Origin of the sequence: Streptomyces sp. NPDC096324 (assembly GCF_044763015.1) — a bacterium.
In the GTDB taxonomy this organism is placed as follows: domain Bacteria; phylum Actinomycetota; class Actinomycetes; order Streptomycetales; family Streptomycetaceae; genus Streptomyces.
In genome coordinates, this window is record NZ_JBIWFK010000009.1 from 141277 (window position 1) to 162748 (window position 21472).

17 protein-coding genes are annotated in these 21472 nt (G+C 70.0%); 5 read left to right on the forward strand and 12 right to left on the reverse strand.

The window, feature by feature from the left end; translation table 11 throughout:
• Position 1: 1 nt before the first annotated feature.
• From alaS to ACIQ7M_RS25570, 3 genes are read right to left on the reverse strand one after another with little or no spacing between them, the layout of a single operon-like run.
• On the reverse strand, positions 2 to 2674 hold the full coding sequence (gene alaS / locus ACIQ7M_RS25560) for an alanine--tRNA ligase (protein WP_355768179.1): 2673 nt from the start codon (positions 2672 to 2674) through the stop codon (positions 2 to 4).
• Positions 2674 to 3030, reverse strand: a complete 357-nt coding sequence (locus ACIQ7M_RS25565) for a DUF6167 family protein (RefSeq protein WP_355768181.1) — start codon at positions 3028 to 3030, stop codon at positions 2674 to 2676. Before ACIQ7M_RS25565 ends, alaS begins: the two co-directional genes overlap by 1 nt.
• A gap of 7 nt (positions 3031 to 3037) precedes the next feature.
• A complete protein-coding gene (locus ACIQ7M_RS25570; protein ID WP_355768184.1) occupies positions 3038 to 3472 on the reverse strand; it encodes a DUF948 domain-containing protein in 435 nt (144 codons plus the stop codon).
• A gap of 161 nt (positions 3473 to 3633) precedes the next feature.
• Between ACIQ7M_RS25570 and ACIQ7M_RS25575 the strand changes: the two genes are divergently transcribed.
• Positions 3634 to 5802 carry a regulator gene (locus ACIQ7M_RS25575; protein WP_355768187.1) on the forward strand — a complete coding sequence of 723 codons (2169 nt, stop codon included), beginning with the start codon at positions 3634 to 3636 and terminating at the stop codon, positions 5800 to 5802.
• A 39-nt stretch (positions 5803 to 5841) separates the two neighbouring features.
• Here the strand turns inward: ACIQ7M_RS25575 and rpsD are convergent, their stop codons facing one another.
• The 3 genes from rpsD to ACIQ7M_RS25590 all read right to left on the reverse strand — a co-directional run bounded on the left by rpsD (position 5842) and on the right by ACIQ7M_RS25590 (position 8863).
• On the reverse strand, positions 5842 to 6456 hold the full coding sequence (gene rpsD / locus ACIQ7M_RS25580) for a 30S ribosomal protein S4 (RefSeq protein WP_148007813.1): 615 nt from the start codon (positions 6454 to 6456) through the stop codon (positions 5842 to 5844).
• Between the two features lie 339 nt (positions 6457 to 6795).
• On the reverse strand, positions 6796 to 8151 hold the full coding sequence (locus ACIQ7M_RS25585) for a replication-associated recombination protein A (protein WP_386985288.1): 1356 nt from the start codon (positions 8149 to 8151) through the stop codon (positions 6796 to 6798).
• A 70-nt stretch (positions 8152 to 8221) separates the two neighbouring features.
• Complete coding sequence (locus tag ACIQ7M_RS25590) at positions 8222 to 8863, reverse strand: vitamin K epoxide reductase family protein (RefSeq protein WP_403648422.1); 642 nt, start codon at positions 8861 to 8863, stop codon at positions 8222 to 8224.
• Positions 8864 to 9001: 138 nt separating this feature from the next.
• Here ACIQ7M_RS25590 and ACIQ7M_RS25595 point away from each other — a divergent pair, with 138 nt between their 5' ends.
• Positions 9002 to 9868, forward strand: coding sequence for an ABC transporter ATP-binding protein (locus ACIQ7M_RS25595; RefSeq protein WP_355768196.1), 867 nt, complete (start codon positions 9002 to 9004; stop codon positions 9866 to 9868).
• Positions 9865 to 10710, forward strand: a complete 846-nt coding sequence (locus ACIQ7M_RS25600) for an ABC transporter permease (RefSeq protein ID WP_355768199.1) — start codon at positions 9865 to 9867, stop codon at positions 10708 to 10710. Before ACIQ7M_RS25595 ends, ACIQ7M_RS25600 begins: the two co-directional genes overlap by 4 nt.
• A 79-nt stretch (positions 10711 to 10789) precedes the next feature.
• Here ACIQ7M_RS25600 and hisS read toward each other — a convergent pair whose 3' ends face one another.
• Complete coding sequence (hisS, locus tag ACIQ7M_RS25605) at positions 10790 to 12052, reverse strand: histidine--tRNA ligase (protein ID WP_403648427.1); 1263 nt, start codon at positions 12050 to 12052, stop codon at positions 10790 to 10792.
• Positions 12053 to 12062: 10 nt separating this feature from the next.
• Positions 12063 to 12776: an MBL fold metallo-hydrolase gene (locus tag ACIQ7M_RS25610; RefSeq protein ID WP_403648430.1), complete on the reverse strand. Its 714-nt coding sequence runs from the start codon at positions 12774 to 12776 to the stop codon at positions 12063 to 12065.
• 179 nt (positions 12777 to 12955) lie between these two features.
• Here ACIQ7M_RS25610 and ACIQ7M_RS25615 point away from each other — a divergent pair, with 179 nt between their 5' ends.
• A complete protein-coding gene (locus tag ACIQ7M_RS25615) occupies positions 12956 to 13774 on the forward strand; it encodes a peptidylprolyl isomerase (protein ID WP_355768208.1) in 819 nt (272 codons plus the stop codon).
• Positions 13775 to 13909: 135 nt separating this feature from the next.
• Positions 13910 to 15139, forward strand: coding sequence for a DUF349 domain-containing protein (locus tag ACIQ7M_RS25620; RefSeq protein WP_355768210.1), 1230 nt, complete (start codon positions 13910 to 13912; stop codon positions 15137 to 15139).
• Between the two features lie 69 nt (positions 15140 to 15208).
• On the opposite strand, the gene ACIQ7M_RS25625 is transcribed toward ACIQ7M_RS25620, so the two are convergent.
• From ACIQ7M_RS25625 to secD, 4 genes are all read right to left on the reverse strand, one after another.
• Positions 15209 to 17773 carry a RelA/SpoT family protein gene (locus ACIQ7M_RS25625; protein ID WP_389850725.1) on the reverse strand — a complete coding sequence of 855 codons (2565 nt, stop codon included), beginning with the start codon at positions 17771 to 17773 and terminating at the stop codon, positions 15209 to 15211.
• A 229-nt stretch (positions 17774 to 18002) separates the two neighbouring features.
• Entirely contained in the window at positions 18003 to 18542 is a 540-nt protein-coding gene (locus ACIQ7M_RS25630) for an adenine phosphoribosyltransferase (RefSeq protein WP_355774788.1), read from the reverse strand.
• Positions 18539 to 19660 carry a protein translocase subunit SecF gene (secF, locus tag ACIQ7M_RS25635; protein ID WP_386985296.1) on the reverse strand — a complete coding sequence of 374 codons (1122 nt, stop codon included), beginning with the start codon at positions 19658 to 19660 and terminating at the stop codon, positions 18539 to 18541. The genes ACIQ7M_RS25630 and secF overlap by 4 nt, the downstream gene beginning before the upstream one ends.
• A gap of 1 nt (position 19661) precedes the next feature.
• A complete protein-coding gene (gene secD, locus ACIQ7M_RS25640; RefSeq protein WP_403648436.1) occupies positions 19662 to 21422 on the reverse strand; it encodes a protein translocase subunit SecD in 1761 nt (586 codons plus the stop codon).
• Positions 21423 to 21472 lie beyond the last annotated feature (50 nt).

The following is a 21472-nucleotide window of genomic DNA, read 5'->3' on the forward strand; positions in this document are numbered from 1 at the left end:
CTTACTTGGCCGTCTCGGCGACGAGGCGCCGGACCGCGTCGATGGCCTCGCCGACGGCGGCCGCGTTCTGGCCTCCGCCCTGGGCGACGTCCGGCTTGCCGCCACCGCCGCCACCGAGGGTCTTGGCGGCGCCGCGGACCAGCTCGCCGGCCTTCAGACCGCGCTCGCGGGCGGCCTCGTTGGTGGCGATGACCGTCAGGGGCTTACCGCCCACGACCGTGAACAGGGCCACGACGGCGGCCCGTCCGCCCTGGATGCGGCCCCGCACGTCGAGGACCAGCTTGCGCAGGTCGTCGGCGCCCGTGCCGTCCGGGACCTGGCCGGTGACCAGCGCGACGCCGTTCACGTCCTGGGCGGACTCGACGAGTCCGGCGGCGGCCTGGAGCACCTTCTCCGCGCGGAACTTCTCGATCTCCTTCTCGGCGTCCCTCAGCTTGCCGAGCATGGCGGAGACCTTCTCCGGAAGCTCCTCCGGACGGCCCTTGACCAGTTCCTGGAGCTGGGCGACGACCGTGTGCTCACGGGCCAGGAAGTTGTAGGCGTCGACGCCGACCAGGGCCTCGATGCGCCGCACGCCGGAGCCGATGGACGACTCGCCGAGCAGCTTGACCAGGCCGAGCTGGGAGGTGTTGTGCACGTGGGTGCCGCCGCACAGCTCCTTGGAGAAGTCGCCGATGGTCACGACGCGGACGCGCTCGCCGTACTTCTCGCCGAACTCGGCGATGGCGCCCTGCTTCTTGGCCTCGTCCAGGCTCAGGATCTCGGCGTGCACGTCCAGGTCCCGGGCGAGCACCTCGTTGATCTGCTGCTCGACGTCCGTCATCACGGCCGTCGGGACGGCGGACGGGGAGCCGAAGTCGAAGCGGAAGCGGCCGGGCTGGTTCTCGGAGCCGGCCTGGGCGGCCGTCGGGCCGAGGGCGTCGCGCAGCGCCTGGTGCGTCAGGTGCGTGGCCGAGTGGGCGCGGGCGATGGCCGTACGACGGCGTACGTCGATGACGGCCTGGGCCTTGGCGCCGACGGTGACCTCGCCGACCTGGACGACGCCCTTGTGGACGTACACGCCCGGGACGGGCTTCTGGCAGTCGCGGATCTCGACGACGGCACCGGTGTCGACCCGGATGCGGCCGGTGTCACCGATCTGGCCGCCGCCCTCGGCGTAGAACGGGGTGCGGTCGAGGACGATCTCGACCTCGTCGCCCTCTGTGGCGGCCGGCGAGGAGACGCCGTCCACGAGGATGCCGACGATCGTCGACTCGGCCTCGGTGCCGTCGTACCCGACGAAGTCGGTCTCACCGGCGGCGTCGGCGATCTGACGGTAGGCACCGAGGTCGGCGTGGCCGGACTTCTTGGCGCGGGCGTCGGCCTTGGCCTTGTCCCGCTGCTCCTTCATCAGGCGGCGGAAACCGTCCTCGTCCACCGACAGGCCCTGTTCGGCGGCCATTTCGAGGGTGAGGTCGATCGGGAAGCCCCAGGTGTCGTGGAGCAGGAAGGCCTTGTCGCCGGCGAGGACCGTGCCGCCGGTCTCCTTGGTGTCCGTGATGGCCGTGTCGAGGATGTTCGTGCCGGCCTTCAGCGTCTTGAGGAAGGCGGCCTCCTCGGCGAGGGCCACGGTCTCGATCCGCTGCCGGTCGCTGACCAGGTCCGGGTACTGCTGGCCCATCATCTCGATCACGACGTCGACGAGGTCCTTGACGACGGGACCCGTGGCGCCGAGCAGCCGCATGTTGCGGATGGCGCGGCGCATGATGCGGCGCAGCACATAGCCGCGACCCTCGTTGCCGGGGCTCACGCCGTCACCGATGAGCATCACGGAGGTGCGCATGTGGTCGGTGACCACGCGCAGCGAGACGTCGGAGTCCGGGGCGGCGCCGTACTCGACACCGGTCAGTTCGGTGGCCTTCTTGATGACGGCCATCGAGGTGTCGATCTCGTACAGGTTCTGCACGTCCTGCAGGATCATCGCGAGGCGTTCCAGGCCGAGGCCGGTGTCGATGTTCTTGCTGGGCAGCTCGCCGAGGATCTCGAAGTCCTCCTTCGAGATGCCCTCGCCGCGCTCGTACTGCATGAAGACCAGGTTCCAGATCTCCACGTAGCGCTCGTCGTTGACGGCCGGGCCGCCCTCGACGCCGAACTCCGGACCGCGGTCGTAGTTGATCTCGGAGCACGGACCACAGGGGCCCGGGACGCCCATGGACCAGTAGTTGTCCTTCTTGCCCAGGCGCTGGATGCGCTCGGCCGGGACGCCGATCTTGTCGCGCCAGATGGTCTCGGCCTCGTCGTCGTCGAGGTAGACCGTGATCCACAGACGCTCGGGGTCGAGGCCGTAACCACCCTTGTCCTGGGGCGAGGTGAGCAGCTCCCAGGCGTAGGTGATGGCACCTTCCTTGAAGTAGTCGCCGAAGGAGAAGTTGCCGCACATCTGGAAGAACGTGCCGTGGCGCGTGGTCTTGCCGACCTCTTCGATGTCGGGCGTGCGCACGCACTTCTGCACGCTGGTGGCGCGCGCCCAGGGGGCCTTGACCTCACCGAGGAAGTACGGCTTGAAGGGGACCATGCCGGCGGGGACCAGGAGCAGAGTCGGGTCGTCCGCGATGAGCGACGCCGAAGGGACGACGGCGTGACCGCGCTCCTCGTAGAAGCTCAGCCAGCGGCGGCGGATTTCAGCCGACTCCATCAGTGGTCCTCATTCCGGTTGTACGTGTACGTCGTGTTGTCGATGTACTTGATCTGCTTGTTGTCGCCGGACTGCTCGGCGCCGCCGATCGCTGCGATACGGCGCTGGGTGGGCAGTTCGGGATCCGGGTCCGCGTTCAGACCGAGCACCTCGCCGAGTTCGGCCTCTCGCTGGGCCATCCCGTCGCGGACGTCGAGCGCGAACTCCTTGAGGCGGTGACCCGCGTCGATCGCCTTGTTCGCGGCCTGCGCCGCGAGGCTCTCGGGGGTGAGCTGCCTGAGCTTGCGGTTGACCTTGGTGGTGGCCCATACACCCGCGGCTGCGCCCGCGGTGAACCAGAACGTACGGCGGAACATCGCTGCGTCAGTCCTTCTTCCGCTTTCCCCGCCGCGTGGGCGGGACGGCGCGGCCCACGATCACGGTACGCCGGGACGCTTTCTCGGGCACATTCTCACGACGGCCTCCGATGGCCCGGCGCACGCCGTACCCGAACGCCGCGACCTTGACCAGCGGGCCGCCGAACGTGGAGGCGACGGTCGTCGACAGCGCCGAGGCGTTCGACGTGACCTCCTGGACGTCCGACGCGATGGCGTCGACCCGGTCGATCTGCGTCTGCGCGGAGCGCACCGCCGCCGAGGCGTCGGCCAGGAGCGGGACGGCCTGGTCGGTCACGTCCGCCACGAGCTTGGTGGTCGCCCTGAGCGTCTGGGCCAGCCTCACCAGTGCGACGGCGAGGAAGGAGACCAGGATCGCCCAGAAGACGGCCACCAGGATCCCGGCCACCTCACCACCGGACACTGTGCACCCGCTCCCTGACTGTGTGCCTGAACATCGAAAAGTCGTCGCCCGAGCCTATCGCGCCGGGGCCGGGGCTCCGTACCGCATTTATCCGCTCAGGAGTGTGGAGTTGCGCGAACCGATTGTACGGAGCGCTAACGGGTCAGTACGCTCCGTATCTCATGCAGCGTTCTCATCCCGGTCGACACTCCGGTCCTGCGGTACCCGGCAATCTGCCCCTGGAACTCGACGCGTTCGTGGGGCGCTCCGCGGAGCTCGCGCGGCTGGCCGAGGCGCTGGAGGCGGTCCGCCTGGTGACCGTGACCGGTATGGGAGGCGTCGGCAAGTCCCGGTTCGCCGCGCACGCGGCGGCGGGGACGGACCCGCGCGACGGGGTGTGGCACGTGGATCTGTCCGCGGTGCGCGACCCGGGACTCGTCGAGTACGCCGTGGCCGAGGCGCTCGGTCTGACGGACCACACGGCGAAGCCGCCGCGCCGGGTGCTGCTCGACCATGTCGCCGGGCGCCGGCTCCTGCTGGTCCTGGACGGCTTCGAGCACCTGGTCGACGTGAGTGCCCCGCTGGTGGGCGAGTTGCTGCGGCGGGCGCCCGGACTGCGGGTGCTGGCCGTGGGCCGCAGACCGCTGGGGATCGCGGGCGAGCGGGTGTTCCCGCTGGCTCCGCTGGCCGAGACGGAGGCGGTGGAGCTGTTCGCGGACCGGGCGGCGGCCCGGGTGCCCGGCTTCGTGCTGGACGAGGGGAACGCGTCCGACGTCCTGGAGCTGTGCCGGCGACTGGACGCGATCCCGCTGGCGCTGGAGCTGGCGGCGGGGCGCGTCGGCGCCCTCTCCCCCGCGCAGTTGCTCGCCCGTCTGGAGGACCGGTTCCGGCTGCTGACCGGCGGTGTGCGCGACGCGCCGCCGCGGCACCAGACACTGCGGACGGCGATCGGCTGGAGCCACGAACTGTGCACCCCGGGAGAACGGCTGCTGTGGGCACGCCTGTCGGTGTTCGCCGGGCAGTTCGACCTGGAGGCCGCGGAATACGTGTGCAGCGGGGACGGACTGCACGCCGACGACGTCCTGGACGTGCTCGGCGAGCTGCTCGCGCAGTCCGTGCTCTCGCGCGAGGAGACCGCGGCCGGTGTGCGCTACCGGATGCTGGACACGGTGCGGGCCTACGGCGCGCACTGGCTGACGGCGACGGGGGACGCGGAGCGGCTGCGCCGTCGCCACCGCGACTGGTACATGGGCCTGGTCACCTGGTGCGAGCTCGACTGGTTCTCGCCGCGGCAGGCCGAGGTGGCGGTGCGCGTCGAGACGGAACTGCCGAATCTGCGCTGCGCGCTGGAGTATTCGCTCGGCGAACCCGACGAGGCGCATCTGGGCCAGTATCTGGCGGGCGCCCTGTGGTTCTACTGGGTCGGCTGCGGCCGCCTCTCGGAGGGGCGGCACTGGCTGGAGCGCAGTGTCGAGCTCGACGGCGACCGCGACCAGTCACGGCTGAAGGCCTTGTGGGTGCTCGGCTATGTGGCGGTCCTCCAGGGGGACTCGGTGCCCGCACTGTCCGCGCTCCAGGAGTGCCGCGACGAGGCGGAGCGCTGCGAGAACGCCGTCGCGGTCGCGTACGCCGAGCATCGCACCGGCTGTCTGGCCCTGGTCACGGACGACATGGCGCGCGCCGAGAAGCTGCTGCGCTCGGCGCTGGACCGCTATCACGAGATCGGCGAACTCAACAGCAATGTGCTGATGGGCCAGATCGAACTGGCCATGGCGCTCGCCTTCCAGGGCGACATGGCGGGCGCGGTGAAACTGTGCGAGGACGTCCGCGGGGTCTGCGAGGACCACGGGGAGCGCTGGGCGCTGGCGTACGCGCTGTACGTCCTCGCGTACCAGGCCCAGGCCGAGGGCGATCAGGCGCGGGCGCGCGGTCTGCTGGAGCAGGGCCTCGGCATCGCGCACGGCTTCCACGATCTGCTCGGCGCCGTGCTCGCGGTCGAACTGCTCGCCCTGGTCACGGTGATGGAGGGCGACGCGGCCGAGGCCGCGGTGCTCCAGGGGGCGGCGTCGCGCATGTGGCCTTCGGTGGGGCTGCCGCTGTTCGGCTCGGCGTACTACAACGCGCCGCACGAGCGCTGCGCCGCCCTCGCCCGGCAGGAGCTGGGCGACGAGCGGTACGAGGAGTGCGTACGGGCGGGCGGGCTGCTCGGGCAGGACGTGGCGGTCGCCCGGGCGCTGGGCGGGGCCGGGGTGCCGCCGCTCGGTGCGGTGCCCTCGCCGCGCAGACTGCCCCCGGATGTGCGAAAGCCCGCCGTCTCGCCCACCTCGAAGGGCGGGGAGACGACGGGCTGACGAAGACGCGCAGGTGGTACCGCGTCCGCTGTCGGAAGATCAGCGGGCGTAGTACTCGACGACGAGCTGCTCGTCGCAGATCACCGGGATCTCCTTGCGGTTCGGCTCACGGTCCAGGCGGAAGGCCAGGGCGGCGAGGTTCACCTGGAGGTAGCGCGGGGTCTCACCGTCGGGGGCGAACCCACCGGCACGGGCGACCTCGAACAGCGTCTTGCTGCGGCTGCGCTCGCGGACCATCACGACGTCGTCGGGACGGACACGGAACGACGGCTTGTCGACCTTGCCGCCGTTGACCTCGATGTGGCCGTGGACGACCATCTGGCGGGCCTGGTAGATCGTGCGGGCGATGCCCGAACGAAGGACCAGCGCGTCGAGACGACGCTCCAGCTCGATGACCAGAGCCTCACCGGTCTTGCCCTGCGTCTTGGCGGCACGCTCGTAGGCGCGGACGAGCTGGCGCTCGGACACGTCGTACTGCGCGCGCAGACGCTGCTTCTCGAGCAGACGGACCTTGTAGTCCGAGTTCTGCTTACGGCCACGGCCGTGCTCGCCCGGCGGGTAGGGGCGGGCCTCGAAGTACTTGACGGCCTTCGGGGTCAGCGCGATGCCGAGGGCACGCGACTTCTTGACCTTGGGGCGGGACTGGTTCGCCATGAACCAAACACCTCATGTCTCTGATGCGAATACGGCTTCACCAGGGTTAGGGGAGGTCGCAATCCGCAGCCCGGGAAACCCTCCTCGCCGCTGTGGAGATCCACGGGGACGGGGCGGGCAGCCGCTCCTGGGTCTGGGCACATACGTGCAGCACGCGAGTGACCCACCGACCGGTCCCGGAGATCCGGGTGGTGATGGGTTGCCCGCGACACCTTCGACGGTGCGCGACGCTCCTGGAATCCCCCCGTGGAGGCGGGGGCTCCGACTGCTTGTCCCGTTCTGGTGGTGCCGACCGGAGCCGGCACGGGACGCAGTGCTTCGAGACATCGTACAGGGTGCTCAGGAACGCCCTCTACCGAGGCGCTTCCTGGTCCACTCCACCGCGTCGGCGTACCGCGCCTCGGCGCCGTGCCGGGTCGGGGTGTAGTACTCCCGGTCCGTGAGCTCCTCGGGCGCGTACTGCTGGGCCGCGATGCCCTCGGGCAGGTCGTGCGGATACACGTACCCCTGGGCGTGCCCGAGCTTGGCCGCGCCCTTGTAGTGCCCGTCGCGCAGATGGGCCGGCACCGGACCCGCGTGTCCCTTGCGCACGTCTTCCAGCGCGGCGCCGATGGCGGTCGTCGCGGCGTTGGACTTCGGGGCCAGCGCGAGGGCGATGGTGGCGTGGCTGAGCGTGAGCGCGGCCTCCGGGAAGCCGATCATCGCGACGGCCTGCGCGGCCGCCACGGCTATGGGCAGCGCGTTCGGGTCGGCGAGGCCGATGTCCTCGCTGGCGGAGATCATCAGGCGCCGGGCGATGAAGCGGGGGTCCTCGCCCGCCTCGATCATCCGGGCCAGGTAGTGCAGGGCGGCGTCCACGTCGGAGCCGCGGATGGACTTGATGAGGGCGCTCGCCACGTCGTAGTGCTGGTCGCCGTCGCGGTCGTACGTCACGGCGGCGCGGTCGACCGTCGCCTCCAGCGTCTGGAGGGTGATCTCCGGCTCGCCCTTGTCGAGCGCCGCGCCGGCCGCGGCCTCCAGGGCGGTCAGGGCACGGCGGGCGTCGCCTCCGGCGATACGCAGCAGATGGTCCTCGGTGTCGCCGGGCAGGGCCACGGAGTCCTTGAGGCCGCGCTCCGAGGTGAGCGCCCGGCGCAGCAGGCCGCGCAGATCGTCGTCGGTGAGCGGTTCGAGGGTCAGCAGGAGGGAGCGGGAGAGCAGCGGCGAGATCACCGAGAAGTACGGGTTCTCGGTGGTCGCGGCGATCAGGGTCACCCAGCGGTTCTCCACGGCCGGGAGCAGGGAGTCCTGCTGGGCCTTGCTGAAGCGGTGGATCTCGTCCAGGAAGAGGACGGTCTCCTTGCCGTAGCCGCCGGTGGCGCGGCGGGCGCCCTCGATGACCGCCCGCACCTCCTTGACGCCCGCGGTGATCGCCGAGAGTTCCACGAACCGCTTGTCGGTGGCCTTGGAGACGACGTACGCGAGGGTCGTCTTGCCGGTGCCCGGCGGGCCCCAGAGGATCACCGAGGACGGTCCGGCCGGGCCGCCGCTCCCCTCGGCGACGAGTCTGCGCAAGGGAGAGCCCGGCTTCAGCAGATGCTGCTGCCCCACGACCTCGTCGAGGGTGCGCGGGCGCATCCGCACGGCCAGGGGACTGCCGGACGGGTCCTTCTCCTGGCGCTCTTCCGCGGCGGCGGTGAACAGGTCGGGCTCCACGTCCGAAACCCTATGTCACACCACCGACAATCCCTCCCGGGCCGTGGCCGGGCCGGTCACGACGGGCCCGTCAGCTCGTCCAGAAGTCCCACCAGCGGGTCAGGATCAGCATGCCGATGATGCCGATGTGCAGCGTCGGCAGGACCCAGGTGAACTCGCCGAAGAAGCCCTTGAGCCAGCCCGGGGCGGGCAGGAAGCCGTTACGGACGTTGAAGGACGTCACGTACCAGAACATGATGATCGTGGCGACCCAGGCCAGGCTGCACCACAGGCAGAGCGAGTTGATCCGGTACAGCGACTGGAACTGGAGCCAGGTGCAGAACGCGACGCCGAAGAGCGTGCCCACGTTGAAGGTCAGCCAGTACCAGCGCGGGAACGTCGCCCGGGCGAGCAGGCTCATGCCGACGCAGATCACGATGCCGTAGGCGACGAGCCCCATCATGGGGTTCGGGAAGCCGAAGGCCGAGGCCTGCTCGCTCTTCATGATGTTGCCGCAGGAGACGACCGGGTTCAGGCTGCAGCCCGGAACGAAGTTCGGGTTCTCCAGCAGCTTGAACTTGTCGATCGTGATGACCCACGCGGCAAGGAGACCGGCCGCGCCCGTGATCACCAGCAGCACCGCGAGGGCACGGCTGCCGCCGGCCGTCCGCGCGGGGGTGGCGGCAGGGCTTTCCTGACCGGTCGGGACGTCCTTGACTGTCGTCTTGTTCATCACGCCGTTTCCGTAGTTTCGAGGGGCCTGCGGGCAGGCTCATTGTGCCGCACCCGCCCGGCCGTCCACCGTTCGGTGGACATAAGAAGGTACGCACGGTCGCCCCGGAAGGTTCGGTTCGGGGAGATGCTCGTCCGCATGACAACTCACGCGGATCGGCTCGCGGTGGACGTACGGGGGCTGCGCAAGCAGTACGGGGACGTGACCGCGGTCGACGGCATCGATCTGGGCATCCGGCAGGGCGAGGTGTTCGGCCTGCTCGGACCCAACGGAGCGGGCAAGAGCACCACCGTGGAGATCCTCCAGGGCAATCGCCGGCGGGACGCGGGCGAGGTGTCCGTGCTCGGCTCGGACCCGGCGACGGCCACGCGCGCGTGGCGCTCACGCGTCGGAATCGTCTGGCAGGACGAATCCGCGCCCGCCGAGTTGACGGTGGGCGAGACGGTACGGCATTTCTCCCGCTATTACCCGAATCCTCGTGACCCCGAGGAGGTCATCGGTCTGGTCGGCCTGGAGGCGAAGGCGGGCAGCAGGATCAAGTCGCTCTCGGGCGGTCAGCGCCGGCGGCTCGATGTCGCCCTCGGGGTGATCGGCGGGCCCGAGCTGCTGCTCCTGGACGAGCCGACCACGGGCTTCGACCCGGCGGCGCGACGGCAGTTCTGGGAGCTGATCCGCAAGCTGGCCGACGAGGGCACGACCATCCTGCTGACCACGCACTACCTGGAGGAGGCCGAGGCTCTCGCGGACCGGCTGGCGGTGATCGCGCGGGGCCGGGTCGTCGCCGAGGGCGAACCGGCCGCGCTGCGCGAGCGGTTCGGCAGCGAGGCCACGGTCGAATGGACGGAGGCCGACGGCAGCCCGCGCGGCGAACGCACGGACACACCCACGAAGACGGTCGCCGAGCTCATCCGCCGCTTCGACGGGGAGATCCCGGGACTGCGGGTGAGCCGCCCCACCCTCGAGGACGTCTATCTGCGACTGACCGGCCTGGAGGACGCGCGATGACCACGACCGACGTACGGCAGGACACGAAGAACGCGTCCGGCCGGCCGCCCGGCGCCTGGGGGCTCGGACTGCGCCGCGGCGGACTGGAGCTCAAGCAGTTCTTCCGCCAGCGGGACCAGGTGGTGTTCACGTTCGCCTTCCCGGTCGTCTTCCTGTTCCTGTTCGCGTCGATCTTCAGCGACGACGTGAAGGGCGCGGGCGTCACGGCCTCCCAGCTCTACGTCCCCGCGATGATGGCCGCGGGCATCATGTCGACCAGCTTCCAGTCCCTCGGCATCTCCATCGCCATCGAACGGGACGAGAAGGTGCTGCGCCGGCTGCGCGGCACACCGATGCCGCCGGCCGCGTACTTCTTCGGCAAGATATGGCTGGTCCTGGTGACCGGCGCCCTGGAGACGGCGATCCTGCTCGCCGTCGGCACCACGCTGTACGACGTCGACCTGCCCTCCGATCCCGGCAAGTGGGCGGACTTCGGCTGGATCTTCGTCCTGGGTCTGACGGCCTGCGCCCTGCTCGGCATCGCGATCAGTTCGGTCCCGAAGTCGGGCAAGAGCGCCACATCGGTGGTCGTCCTCCCCTTCCTCGTCCTCCAGTTCATCTCCGGCGTCTACATCTCCGTCGACACCATCCCGGACTGGATGCTGAACATCGGCGCGCTGTTCCCCCTCAAGTGGATGTGCCAGGGGCTGCGCGGGGTGTTCCTGCCCGACTCCGCGAAGGTCCTGGAGCAGGCGGGCGACTGGGAGTTCGGGCGGATCGCGCTGGTGCTGGGGGCGTGGTGCGTCGGCGGACTGCTGCTGTGTCTGCTGACGTTCCGCTGGAGGAACCGGCGCGACGGCTGAGACTCCGGAACGCCGGAGGCCGTCGGGCGGCCGGCGCTCCCGTCCCGGTGGGTGGCCCACCGGGACGGGAGCGGCCTCATCAGCCCAGGCGCGAGCGCAGTTCGGACACGATCGTGTCGACCGCGACCGCCGTCTGCTCCCCGGACTCCATGTCCTTGAGCTGTACGACGCCCTCGGCGAGATCCCGCTCACCGGCGACGATCGTGAAGCGGGCGCCGCTGCGGTTCGCGTTCTTCATCGCGCCCTTGAGCCCCTTCGCGCCGTACGAGAAGTCGGCGGCGACACCGGCCCTGCGCAGTTCGGTGACCACGCCGAACAGCGTCCGGCGCGCCTCCTCCCCGAGCGGCACCGCGAACACACTGGTGGCCGCGGGGAGTTCGAGCTCCACACCCTCCGCCTCCAGCGCCAGCACCGTACGGTCGACGCCCAGCGCCCAGCCGACGGACGGCAGTTCGGGGCCGCCGATCATCTCGGACAGCCCGTCGTAACGGCCACCGCCGCCGACCGCGGACTGCGAGCCGAGACCGTCGTGCACGAACTCGAACGTGGTCCGCGTGTAGTAGTCCAGACCGCGCACCAGCTTAGGGTCGTCCTCGAAGGAGACGCCCGCGGCCGTGATCAGGTCGCGCACCTCCTCGTGGTACGCCTTGCAGCCGTCGCACAGGTAGTCGCGCAGCAGCGGTGCCCCGCCGAGCTGCTTCTGAACGTCCTCGCGCTTGTCGTCGAGCACGCGCAGCGGGTTGATCTCCGCGCGGCGCAGCGTCTCCTCGTCGAGGTCCAGGCCGCGCAGGAAGTCCTGCAGCGCGGCCCGGTAGACGGGACGGCACTCCTTGTCGCCCAGGCTGTTCAGCAGGATGCGGAAGTTCCGCAGGCCCAGCGAGCGGTACGCCTGGTCGGCCAGGATGATGAGCTCGGCGTCGAGCGCCGGGTCCTCGGCTCCGATCGCCTCGGCGCCCACCTGGGAGAAGTGGCGGTAACGGCCCTTCTGGGGACGCTCGTAGCGGTAGTACGAGCCCGAGTACCAGAGCTTGACGGGGAGGTTGCCCGCCTTGTGCAGGTTGGCCTCGAGGGCCGCGCGCAGCACGGAGGCGGTGCCCTCGGGGCGCAGCGCCAGCCTGTCGCCGCCCTTGGTCTCGAAGGCGTACATCTCCTTGGTCACGATGTCGGTGGACTCACCGACACCGCGGGCGAACAACTCGACGTTCTCGAAACCGGGCGTCTCGATGTAGCCGTAGCCGGAGTTGCGCAGCGGGGCCGCGATGGCCTCGCGGACCGCGAGGTACTTGGCGCTGTCCGGCGGAATGAGGTCGTACGTGCCCTTGGGGGCCCTGAAGGTGCTCACGGAAGTCTGGTCACATTCCTCGTCGAGGAGCGGAGTTCGGGTCCGCTCCCAGGCCGGCGGCCACCTGCCGCAGATACGGGTTGGTGGCGCGCTCCTGGCCGATGGTCGTCTGGGGGCCGTGGCCGGACAGCACCACGGTCGAGTCGTCGAGCGGCAGGCACACGCGGCCCAGCGAGTCGAGCATCTCGTCCATGTCGCCGCCCGGCAGGTCGGTGCGTCCGATGGAGCCGGCGAAGAGCAGATCCCCGGAGAAGAACACGGACGGGATGTCCGCGCCCTCGGGCATCCGGAACGTCACCGACCCCTTCGTATGGCCCGGCGCGTGCGCGACGGAGAGGTCGAGGCCCGCCAGCTTCAGCTCGGCGCCGTCGGTCAGCGTCCGCACGTCGTCGGGCTCCCCCACGGTCAGCTCGCCCATCAGCGGCATTCCGATGGACCGTCCGAGCGCCTTCTCGGGGTCGCTCATCATGTACCGGTCCTCGGGGTGGATCCAGGCCGGAACGTCGTGCGCTCCGCACACCGGGACGACCGAGGCGACGTGGTCGATGTGTCCGTGGGTGAGGATGACCGCGACGGGCTTGAGCCGATGCTTCTTGAGCGCTTCCTCGACTCCCTGGGCGGCCTGATGGCCCGGGTCGATGATCACGCACTCCTCACCCGCGGCGGGGGCGACCAGGTAACAGTTGGTCCCCCAGGCCCCGGCGGGGAACCCGGCAATGAGCACGATCGTCCTTCGTGGTGGCGTACGCGCGAGTGTCGTACGGGCGGGTGGCTGTGGATCAGAGCCTACCGGCGCTGCCGATTCCTCAGCCAACCCATATACGGTACGGGGCACACGCGGGCGATCGGCTCAGGCGACGCACGCGTCCCACTCGACGTACGAGACGCACGAGGAGAAATCCGGTGGTCAGCCAGGAACAGCGGCGGCGTCAGCTCGCCCGGGAGAAGTTCTTGCGACAGCAGCAGCGCCGCACATCCGCTCGACGGAGGACCCAAACCCGCAACGCGGTGATCGCGGCGGTCGTCGGCGTGCTCGTCGCGGGCGGTGCGACGGCCTACGCGACCGGGCTCTTCAAGAGCGACGACAAGAAGGCGAGCGCGGCCGGGGCGACGCCCAGCGCGACGCCGACGAGCAAGGCGCCCGATCCGTGCGAGAAGCCGGCCGAGGGCGCGGTGAAGTCGCTCACGTGGAAGAAGGAGCCGGCGGTCACCATCGACACGTCCGCCGCCTACTCCATGAAGATCGCGACGACCTGTGGCGACATCGGCATCGCCCTCAAGGCGTCGGCCGCCCCGCACACGGTGAACTCGTTCGCCTTCCTCGCCGGCAAGGGCTACTTCGACCACACCAAGTGCCACCGGCTCACCACCAACGGGATCTACGTCCTGCAGTGCGGTGACCCGACGGGCCAGGGCAGCGGCGGTCCCGGCTACACGATTCCGGACGAGAATCTGAAGGACAAGACGCTCAAGGGCAACGTGTACCCGGCGGGCACGATCGCCATGGCCAACACCGGCCAGAAGCACACCGGCGGCAGCCAGTTCTTCCTGGTGTACCAGGACAGTCAGCTTCCGCCCAGTTACACACCGTTCGGAACTATTTCCACGTCCGGCATGACGGTGCTCAAGAAGATCGCGGCCGCCGGCGAGAGCACCGGCCAGGGCGACGGCGCGCCGAACGCGACTGTCGTCGTCAACAAGCTGACCGTGACGAAATCCTGACCGTACGCTGCTGAATTTCGGTCGCGCGGGATGCGGACAGCCGCCCCGCCGGTCGCCTATGTTGGCCGTGACGAAACTGTGGACGATGCCAGGGGGCTCCGAAGCCCCCCGCAGGCATCATGTGGAGGAGGCGCTGTGAGCAGCGACCCGTGGGGCCGCGTCGATGAGACGGGGACCGTGTACGTGCGTACGGCCGACGGCGAGCAGGTCGTCGGCTCCTGGCAGGCAGGCACCCCTGATGAGGCGCTGGCCTACTTCGAGCGCAAGTACGAAGGCCTGGTTGTCGAGATCGGCCTCCTCGAAAAGCGAGTGAAGACCACCGACCTGTCGGCGAAGGACGCCCAGACCGCCATCGATCACATCCGCGAGCAGGTGGACGCCCACCACGCGGTCGGTGATCTGGACGCGCTGAAGGTGCGGCTGGACAAGCTCGTGGCGACCGTGGACGCGCGCCGTGAGGAACGCAAGGTCCAGCGGGCCAAGCAGTCCGACGAGGCGCGGCACTCCAAGGAGGCGCTGGTCGTCGAGGCCGAGGAGCTGGCGCAGAGCGACCAGTGGCGGGCGGCCGGTGAGCGGCTGCGCGCGCTGGTGGACACGTGGAAGGGGCTGCCGCGACTCGACCGCAAGTCGGACGACGAGCTGTGGCACCGCTTCTCGCACGCCCGCTCGGCGTTCTCCAAGCGGCGCAAGGCGCACTTCGCGTCGCTGGACGCGCAGCGCGAGGAGGCCCGTAAGACCAAGGAGAAGCTGGTCGCCGAGGCCGAGTCGCTCTCCGGTTCGGCGGACTGGGGCCCGACGGCGGCCCGCTACCGCGAGCTGATGGCCGACTGGAAGGCCGCGGGCCGCGCCCAGCGCGAGCACGAGGACGACCTGTGGAACCGCTTCCGCGGCGCCCAGGACGTGTTCTTCGCGGCGCGCGGTTCGGTGTTCGCCGAGCGCGACGCGGAGCAGACGGAGAACCTCAAGCTCAAGGAGGAGCTGGCCGAGGAGGCCGAGAAGCTCGTCCCGGTGGGGGATCTGAAGGCGGCCCGTGCGGCCTTCCGCTCCATCAACGAGCGCTGGGAGGCCATCGGCCACGTGCCGCGCGACGCCCGCCCGAAGGTCGAGGGCCGGATGCACGCGGTGGAGCGGGCTCTCCAGGAGTCGGAGGAGACCGAGTGGCGCCGGACGAACCCGGAGGCACGCGCGCGTGCCGAGGGTCTGACCGGTCAGCTCCAGGCCGCCGTCGACAAGCTCCAGGGCCAGATCGAGACGGCGCGCTCCGCGGGCAACACCGCGAAGGCCGACAAGCTCCAGCGGGAGCTGGACGGCCGTCAGGCGCTGCTGGACCAGGCGCTGAAGGGTCTTCAGGAGTTCGGCGGCTGATATCCGCCGCACCCATGTGAAGGGGCTCCCGTACGCACCGTACGGGAGCCCCTTCGCATGTCTCCGGTGTCAGGCCTCGGAGGGCCTGCGGGCCGATGTCACGCGGTACACGTCGTAGACGCCCTCGACGCCCCGTACGGCCTTCAGCACGTGTCCCAGGTGCTTGGGGTCGCCCATCTCGAAGGTGAACCGGGAGGTGGCGACGCGGTCGCGGGAGGTCTGGACGGCCGCGGACAGGATGTTGACGTGCTGGTCGGACAGGACGCGGGTGACGTCCGACAGCAGCCGGGACCGGTCCAGGGCCTCGACCTGTATGGCGACCAGGAAGACCGAGGACTGGGTGGGCGCCCACTCGACCTCGAGGATGCGCTCGGGTTCGCGGGAGAGCGAGTCGACGTTCACGCAGTCACTGCGGTGGACCGAGACGCCGCTGCCGCGGGTGACGAATCCGATGATCGGGTCGCCCGGCACCGGCGTGCAGCAGCGGGCGAGCTTGACCCACACGTCGTCGACGCCCTTGACGACCACACCGGGGTCGTTGTTGCTGCGGCGCTTGCGGCCCCGGCCCCGCGCGGACGGTACGGCCTCGTCGATCTCCTCGGTGGCCGCCTCCTCGCCGCCGAGTGCCTGCACGAGCTTCTGGACGACGCTCTGGGCGGTGACATGGCCCTCGCCGATCGCCGCGTACAGCGACGAGATGTCGGGGTAGCGCATCTCGTGCGCGAGGGTGACCAGGGAGTCGCCGGTGAGGATCCGCTGGATGGGCAGGTTCTGCTTGCGCATCGCGCGGGCGATGGCGTCCTTGCCGTGCTCGATCGCCTCGTCGCGGCGTTCCTTGGAGAACCACGCGCGGATCTTGTTGCGGGCGCGCGGCGATTTCACGAAGCCGAGCCAGTCGCGGGAGGGGCCCGCGCCGGCCGCCTTGGAGGTGAAGACCTCCACCAGATCGCCGTTGTCCAGGGTGGACTCGAGCGGCACGAGGCGTCCGTTGACCCGTGCTCCTATGGTCCGGTGGCCGACCTCCGTGTGGACCGCGTACGCGAAGTCCACCGGTGTCGCACCGGCCGGAAGCGCTATGACGTCGCCCTTCGGCGTGAAGACGAAGACCTCGTTGCGCGACAGGTCGAAGCGCAGGGACTCCAGGAACTCGCTGGGGTCCTCGGTCTCCTTCTGCCAGTCGAGGAGCTGGCGCAGCCACGCCATGTCGTTGACGGTGTCCTGGCCGGCGCTGCCCTTGGCCGCCCGGGGCACGTCGGTGCGGATCTTGGAGGACCCGGCGACGGTCTCCTGCTTGTACTTCCAGTGCGCGGCGATGCCGTACTCGGCGCGGCGGTGCATGTCGAACGTACGGATCTGGAGTTCGACGGGCTTGCCGTTGGGGCCGATGACCGTCGTGTGCAGCGACTGGTACATGTTGAACTTCGGCATCGCGATGTAGTCCTTGAACCGGCCGGGGACCGGGTTCCATCGCGCGTGCACGGTGCCGAGTGCCGCGTAGCAGTCGCGGACGGTGTCCACGAGGACGCGGATGCCCACCAGGTCGTAGATCTCCGCGAAGTCACGGCCGCGGACGATCATCTTCTGGTAGACGCTGTAGTAGTGCTTCGGGCGGCCGGTGACGGTCGCCTTGATGCGGGCCGCGCGCAGGTCGGACTGGACCTCGTCGGTCACTATGGCGAGGTACTCGTCGCGCTTGGGGGCGCGCTCGGCGACCAGGCGCACGATCTCGTCGTACATCTTGGGGTAGAGGATCGCGAAGGCGAGGTCCTCCAGTTCCCACTTGATGGTGTTCATGCCCAGGCGGTGGGCGAGCGGCGCGTAGATCTCCAGGGTCTCGCGCGCCTTCTTCTCCTGCTTCTCGCGCTTGAGATAGCGCATGGTGCGCATGTTGTGCAGCCGGTCGGCGAGCTTGATGACCAGGACGCGCGGGTCCTTGGCCATGGCGACGACCATCTTGCGCACGGTCTCGGCCTGGGCGGCCTCGCCGAACTTGACCTTGTCCAGCTTGGTGACGCCGTCGACGAGGAGGCCGACGGAGTCGCCGAAGTCGCGGCGGAGCTGGTCCAGGCCGTACTCGGTGTCCTCGACCGTGTCGTGCAGGAGGCCGGCCATGAGTGTCGCCGGGTCCATGCCCAGTTCGGCAAGGATGGTGGTGACGGCGAGCGGGTGCGTGATGTACGGGTCGCCGCTCTTGCGCTTCTGGCCCCGGTGCCAGCGCTCGGCGACCTGGTAGGCCTTCTCGATCTGCCGGAGCGTCGATGTCTCGATCTTGGGGTCGTTGCTGCGCACTATCCGCAGCAGCGGTTCGAGGACCGGGTTGTACGGGTTCGAGCGCTGGACGCCGAGACGGGCGAGGCGGGCCCTGACGCGGTTGGAGGAGCCACCGGAGCGGGTGGGCTGCGCCGCCGCGGGCCGGACCGCCGGGGTGTTCGCGGCGCGCTCGGGCGGGGCCGGTTTGGGACGCGACGCCTCGGCCGCCGTTCCGTCGGGCGCGGACTGGGCGTGCTCGACCTGCCCGCTCGCTCCGTTCAGCGCGGGCTTCTCCGCGGCGCCCGAGGCGGGCTCGGGCTGGGTGGAGGCGGTTCGCCCCAGGCGTTCCGCGCTGGGGGCGAGTGGCTGGGCCTCGTCTGGCAAGAGGGCTCCTCGTGCGCGATCCGGGTCCCCCGGTCAGGCTCCGGAAACCCCATGGTAGCGATCCTTCGCGCCGGACTCGCTGTCGGCCGCCGTGGGTGGCCTCGCCAGGGAGAACGCCGGAGGCGGGCGCCGGATTCCTCCGGGCCCGCCTCCAGGGTGTCCTACGGGTGCCTCAGGCCTTTCGGGGGCCTTGCCGGGAGCCGAAGCCCCCGGGTACCCCGCGCGGTCCTCAGACCGTCAGGAGCGCCTCCAGGGGAGCTCCCGCGAGTGCCGGCTCCAGGCGGCCGCGGCCGCCCAGGAAGCCGAGCTCCATCAGGACGGCGACGCCCGCGACCTCGGCGCCCGCCCTGCGGATGAGCTGGAGCGAGGCCTCGGCGGTGCCGCCGGTGGCGAGGACGTCGTCGACGACGAGCACGCGGTCGGCCCCGCTCAGGTCCTCGGCGTGCACCTCGATCTCGGCGGAGCCGTACTCCAGGTCGTACGCCTGCGACAGGGTCGCTCCCGGGAGCTTGCCCGCCTTGCGCACGGGGATGAAGCCGATCCCGGCGTGGACGGCGACCGGGGCTCCGAGGATGAAGCCGCGGGCCTCCAGACCGACGATCTTGGTGGCGCCGTTGCGCACGGCGATGTCCGCCAGGGCGCCGGTCAGGGCGGCGAACGCGGCCGGGTCGGCCAGGAGCGGGGTGATGTCCTTGAACATCACTCCCGGCTCCGGGTAGTCGGCCACGTCACGGATCCGGCTGGTCAGCAGTTCTTCGATGCCGGTCATCGGCGCTTCCCCGAAGGCCGGCCACGGCCGCGCGTGCGGGACGCGGGCTGGTTGCGCGGGCCGACGACCGCCGGGGTGACGTCGTCCGCCTCGTCGTCCTCGTACGCCGGCTCGGCGGCCTGCGGCTCCAGGGACTCGCCCTTGGCGGCCGCCTGGGCGCGCTTGGCGAGGACCCGCTTGCGCAGGGCCTTCATCTCCGGCTCGCGCTCCTTGAGGTCGGCGACGAGCGGCGTGGCGATGAAGATCGAGGAGTACGCACCGGCCGCGAGACCGACGAACAGCGACAGCGAGATGTCGTTGAGCATGCCGGCGCCGAGCACGCCGCCGCCGATGAACAGCAGGCCGGCGACCGGCAGCAGCGCGACCACCGTGGTGTTGATGGAACGCACCAGGGTGCTGTTGATCGAGCGGTCGGCGACGTCGCTGTAGGTCCAGCGGGTCTGCTTGGTGATGCCCTTCGTCTGCTCCTTGAGGCTGTCGAAGACGACGACCGTGTCGTAGAGCGAGTAACCGAGGATCGTGAGCAGACCGATCACGGTGCCCGGGGTGACCTCGAAGCCGACCAGGGCGTAGATGCCGACCGTGATGGTGATGTCGTGGATCAGGGCGACCAGGGCCGCGATGGCCATGCGCCACTCGAAGGCGATCGCCAGGTAGATCACGACGAGGACCATGAAGATCGCCAGGCCCTCCCAGGCCTTGTTGGCGATCTGGTCACCCCAGCTCGGACCGACGAGGTCGGCGTTGATGTCCTCGGGGTTGACCTTCAGGTCCGCGGCGAGCTTCTGCTTGATCGTGTCGGACTTGTCGGTGTCGATGCCGGCGATCTGGATGCGCAGGCCACCCTTGCCGAGCCCCTGGACGACCGCGTCGTGGCCGGAGGCCTCTTCCGCGAACGTCTCGGCCTGGCTCACCGAGACGCTGCTGCTCCCGGTGGTGGTGAAGACGGCGCCGCCCTGGAACTCGATGCCCATGTTCAGGCCGCGCACCGTCAGGCCGAGGATGGCCGTGATGGTGATCAGGATCGAGATGCCGTACCAGATCTTGCGCTTGCCGACGAAGTCGTAGCCGATCTCGCCGCGGTGGAGCCGGGCGCCGAGGGTGCCGAGTTTCGACATCTCACGCCTCCTTCGTGTCGACGGGGGCGGACGCGCGACGGGTGCGGCGCAGCGGCGGCTTGGCGCCCAGTCGCTTCGGGTCGAGACCGGACCAGCGGTGACCCTCCGCGAAGAACTTCCTGCGGGCCAGGAGGGTCATCAGCGGCTTGGTGAAGAAGAACACCACGACGACGTCGAGCACCGTGGTCAGACCGAGGGTGAACGCGAAGCCCTGGACCTTGCCGACGGTGACGATGAAGAGCACCGCGGCGGCGAGGAACGACACGAAGTCGGAGACCAGAATGGTGCGACGGGCACGGGGCCAGGCGCGCTCGACGGCCGGACGCAGGGTGCGGCCCTCGCGGATCTCGTCCCTGATGCGTTCGAAGAACACGATGAACGAGTCCGCCGTGATACCGATCGCGACGATCGCACCACAGACGGCCGGGAGGTTCAGCGCGAAGCCGATGGCCGGGCCGAGCAGCGCCATGAGCACGTACGTGAGGATCGCCGAGACGCCCAGGGAGGCGATGGCGATGGCCGACAGGCCCCGGTAGTAGATCACCAGGTAGAGGACGACCAGGGCGAGGCCGATGGCGCCCGCGATCAGACCGGCGTGGAGCTGCTCGCCACCGAGCGCGGCGGTCACCGTGGTGACGCTGGACTCCTTGAAGCTGAGCGGCAGGGCGCCGTACTTCAGCATGTTGGCCAGGTCCTGGGCCTCGGTCTGGGTGAAGCTGCCGGAGATCTCGGCGCTGCCGCTCAGCGACTGGGCCACGGAGGGGTCGGAGACGACCTGGCCGTCGAGGACGATCGCGAACTGGTTCTGCGGCTGCTGGTTCTGGGCGAGCTTGCCGGTGATGGCGGCGAACTTCTTGGAGCCACCGGACGTGAAGTCCATGGTGACCTTCCAGCCCGCGGCGCTCTGCGTGTCGAAGACCGCGCCGGCCTTCTTGATGTCCGTGCCGGCCACCTCGGCCGGGCCGAGGACGTACTTCTGCCACACGCCGGAGGAGTTCTTGTCCTGGCCGCAGGCCACGGTCGGCTCGGTCGGCTTGGCGTCGGCGCCGGCCTTGGCGCGGACCGCCTTGTCACTGCAGTCGAGCGCGGCGTACGCGGCCTGGAGCTTGGCGGTCGCGGGGTCCACGCTCGCGGACGGCGACGCGCTCGCGGAGGGCGAGGCCGAGGAGCTCGGGGTGCCGCTCGCGGACGGCGAGGAGCCCGCCTTCAGGGCGTCGCTGACGACGCGTCCCTGAGTGGTCGCGGAGGCCGACGGCGTCGCGGAGGACGAGGAGGACGAGGTCGCCTTGTCCCCGGACGTGGCGGAGGAGCTGCTGGAGGCACTCGGCGTCGGGGTGGCCGCCGCCTCGGGCCCGGAGGCCTCGGTGGCCAGAACGGGACGGAAGTACAGCTTGGCGGTGGTGCCTACCTGCTTACGGGCCTGCTCGGAGTTCGTGCCCTTGGGGATGTTGACAATGATGTTGTCGGAACCCTGGGTCTGAACCTCGGCCTCGGAGACACCGAGACCATTGACACGGCGGTTCATGATGTCGACCGCGGTGTCCATGTTGGTCTTGTTGATCGCGTTGGGCTGACCCGGCTCGTTCTTCGCCGTGAGCGTGATGCTCGTGCCGCCGGCGAGATCGATGCCGAGACGCGGAGTGGTCTGCCCGGAAGCGAACATCCCTCCGGTGAGCGCCGCGATGGCGATCAGGATCAGGGCCAGCGAGCGCCCCGGCCTGCTCTGGGCGCTCGCGCTCCGGCCCTTCTTCGGTGCTGCCACCTTCTCGTACTCCCTCTCGGGCCGCCCTGCGCCGGGTGAGCGCGTGGACG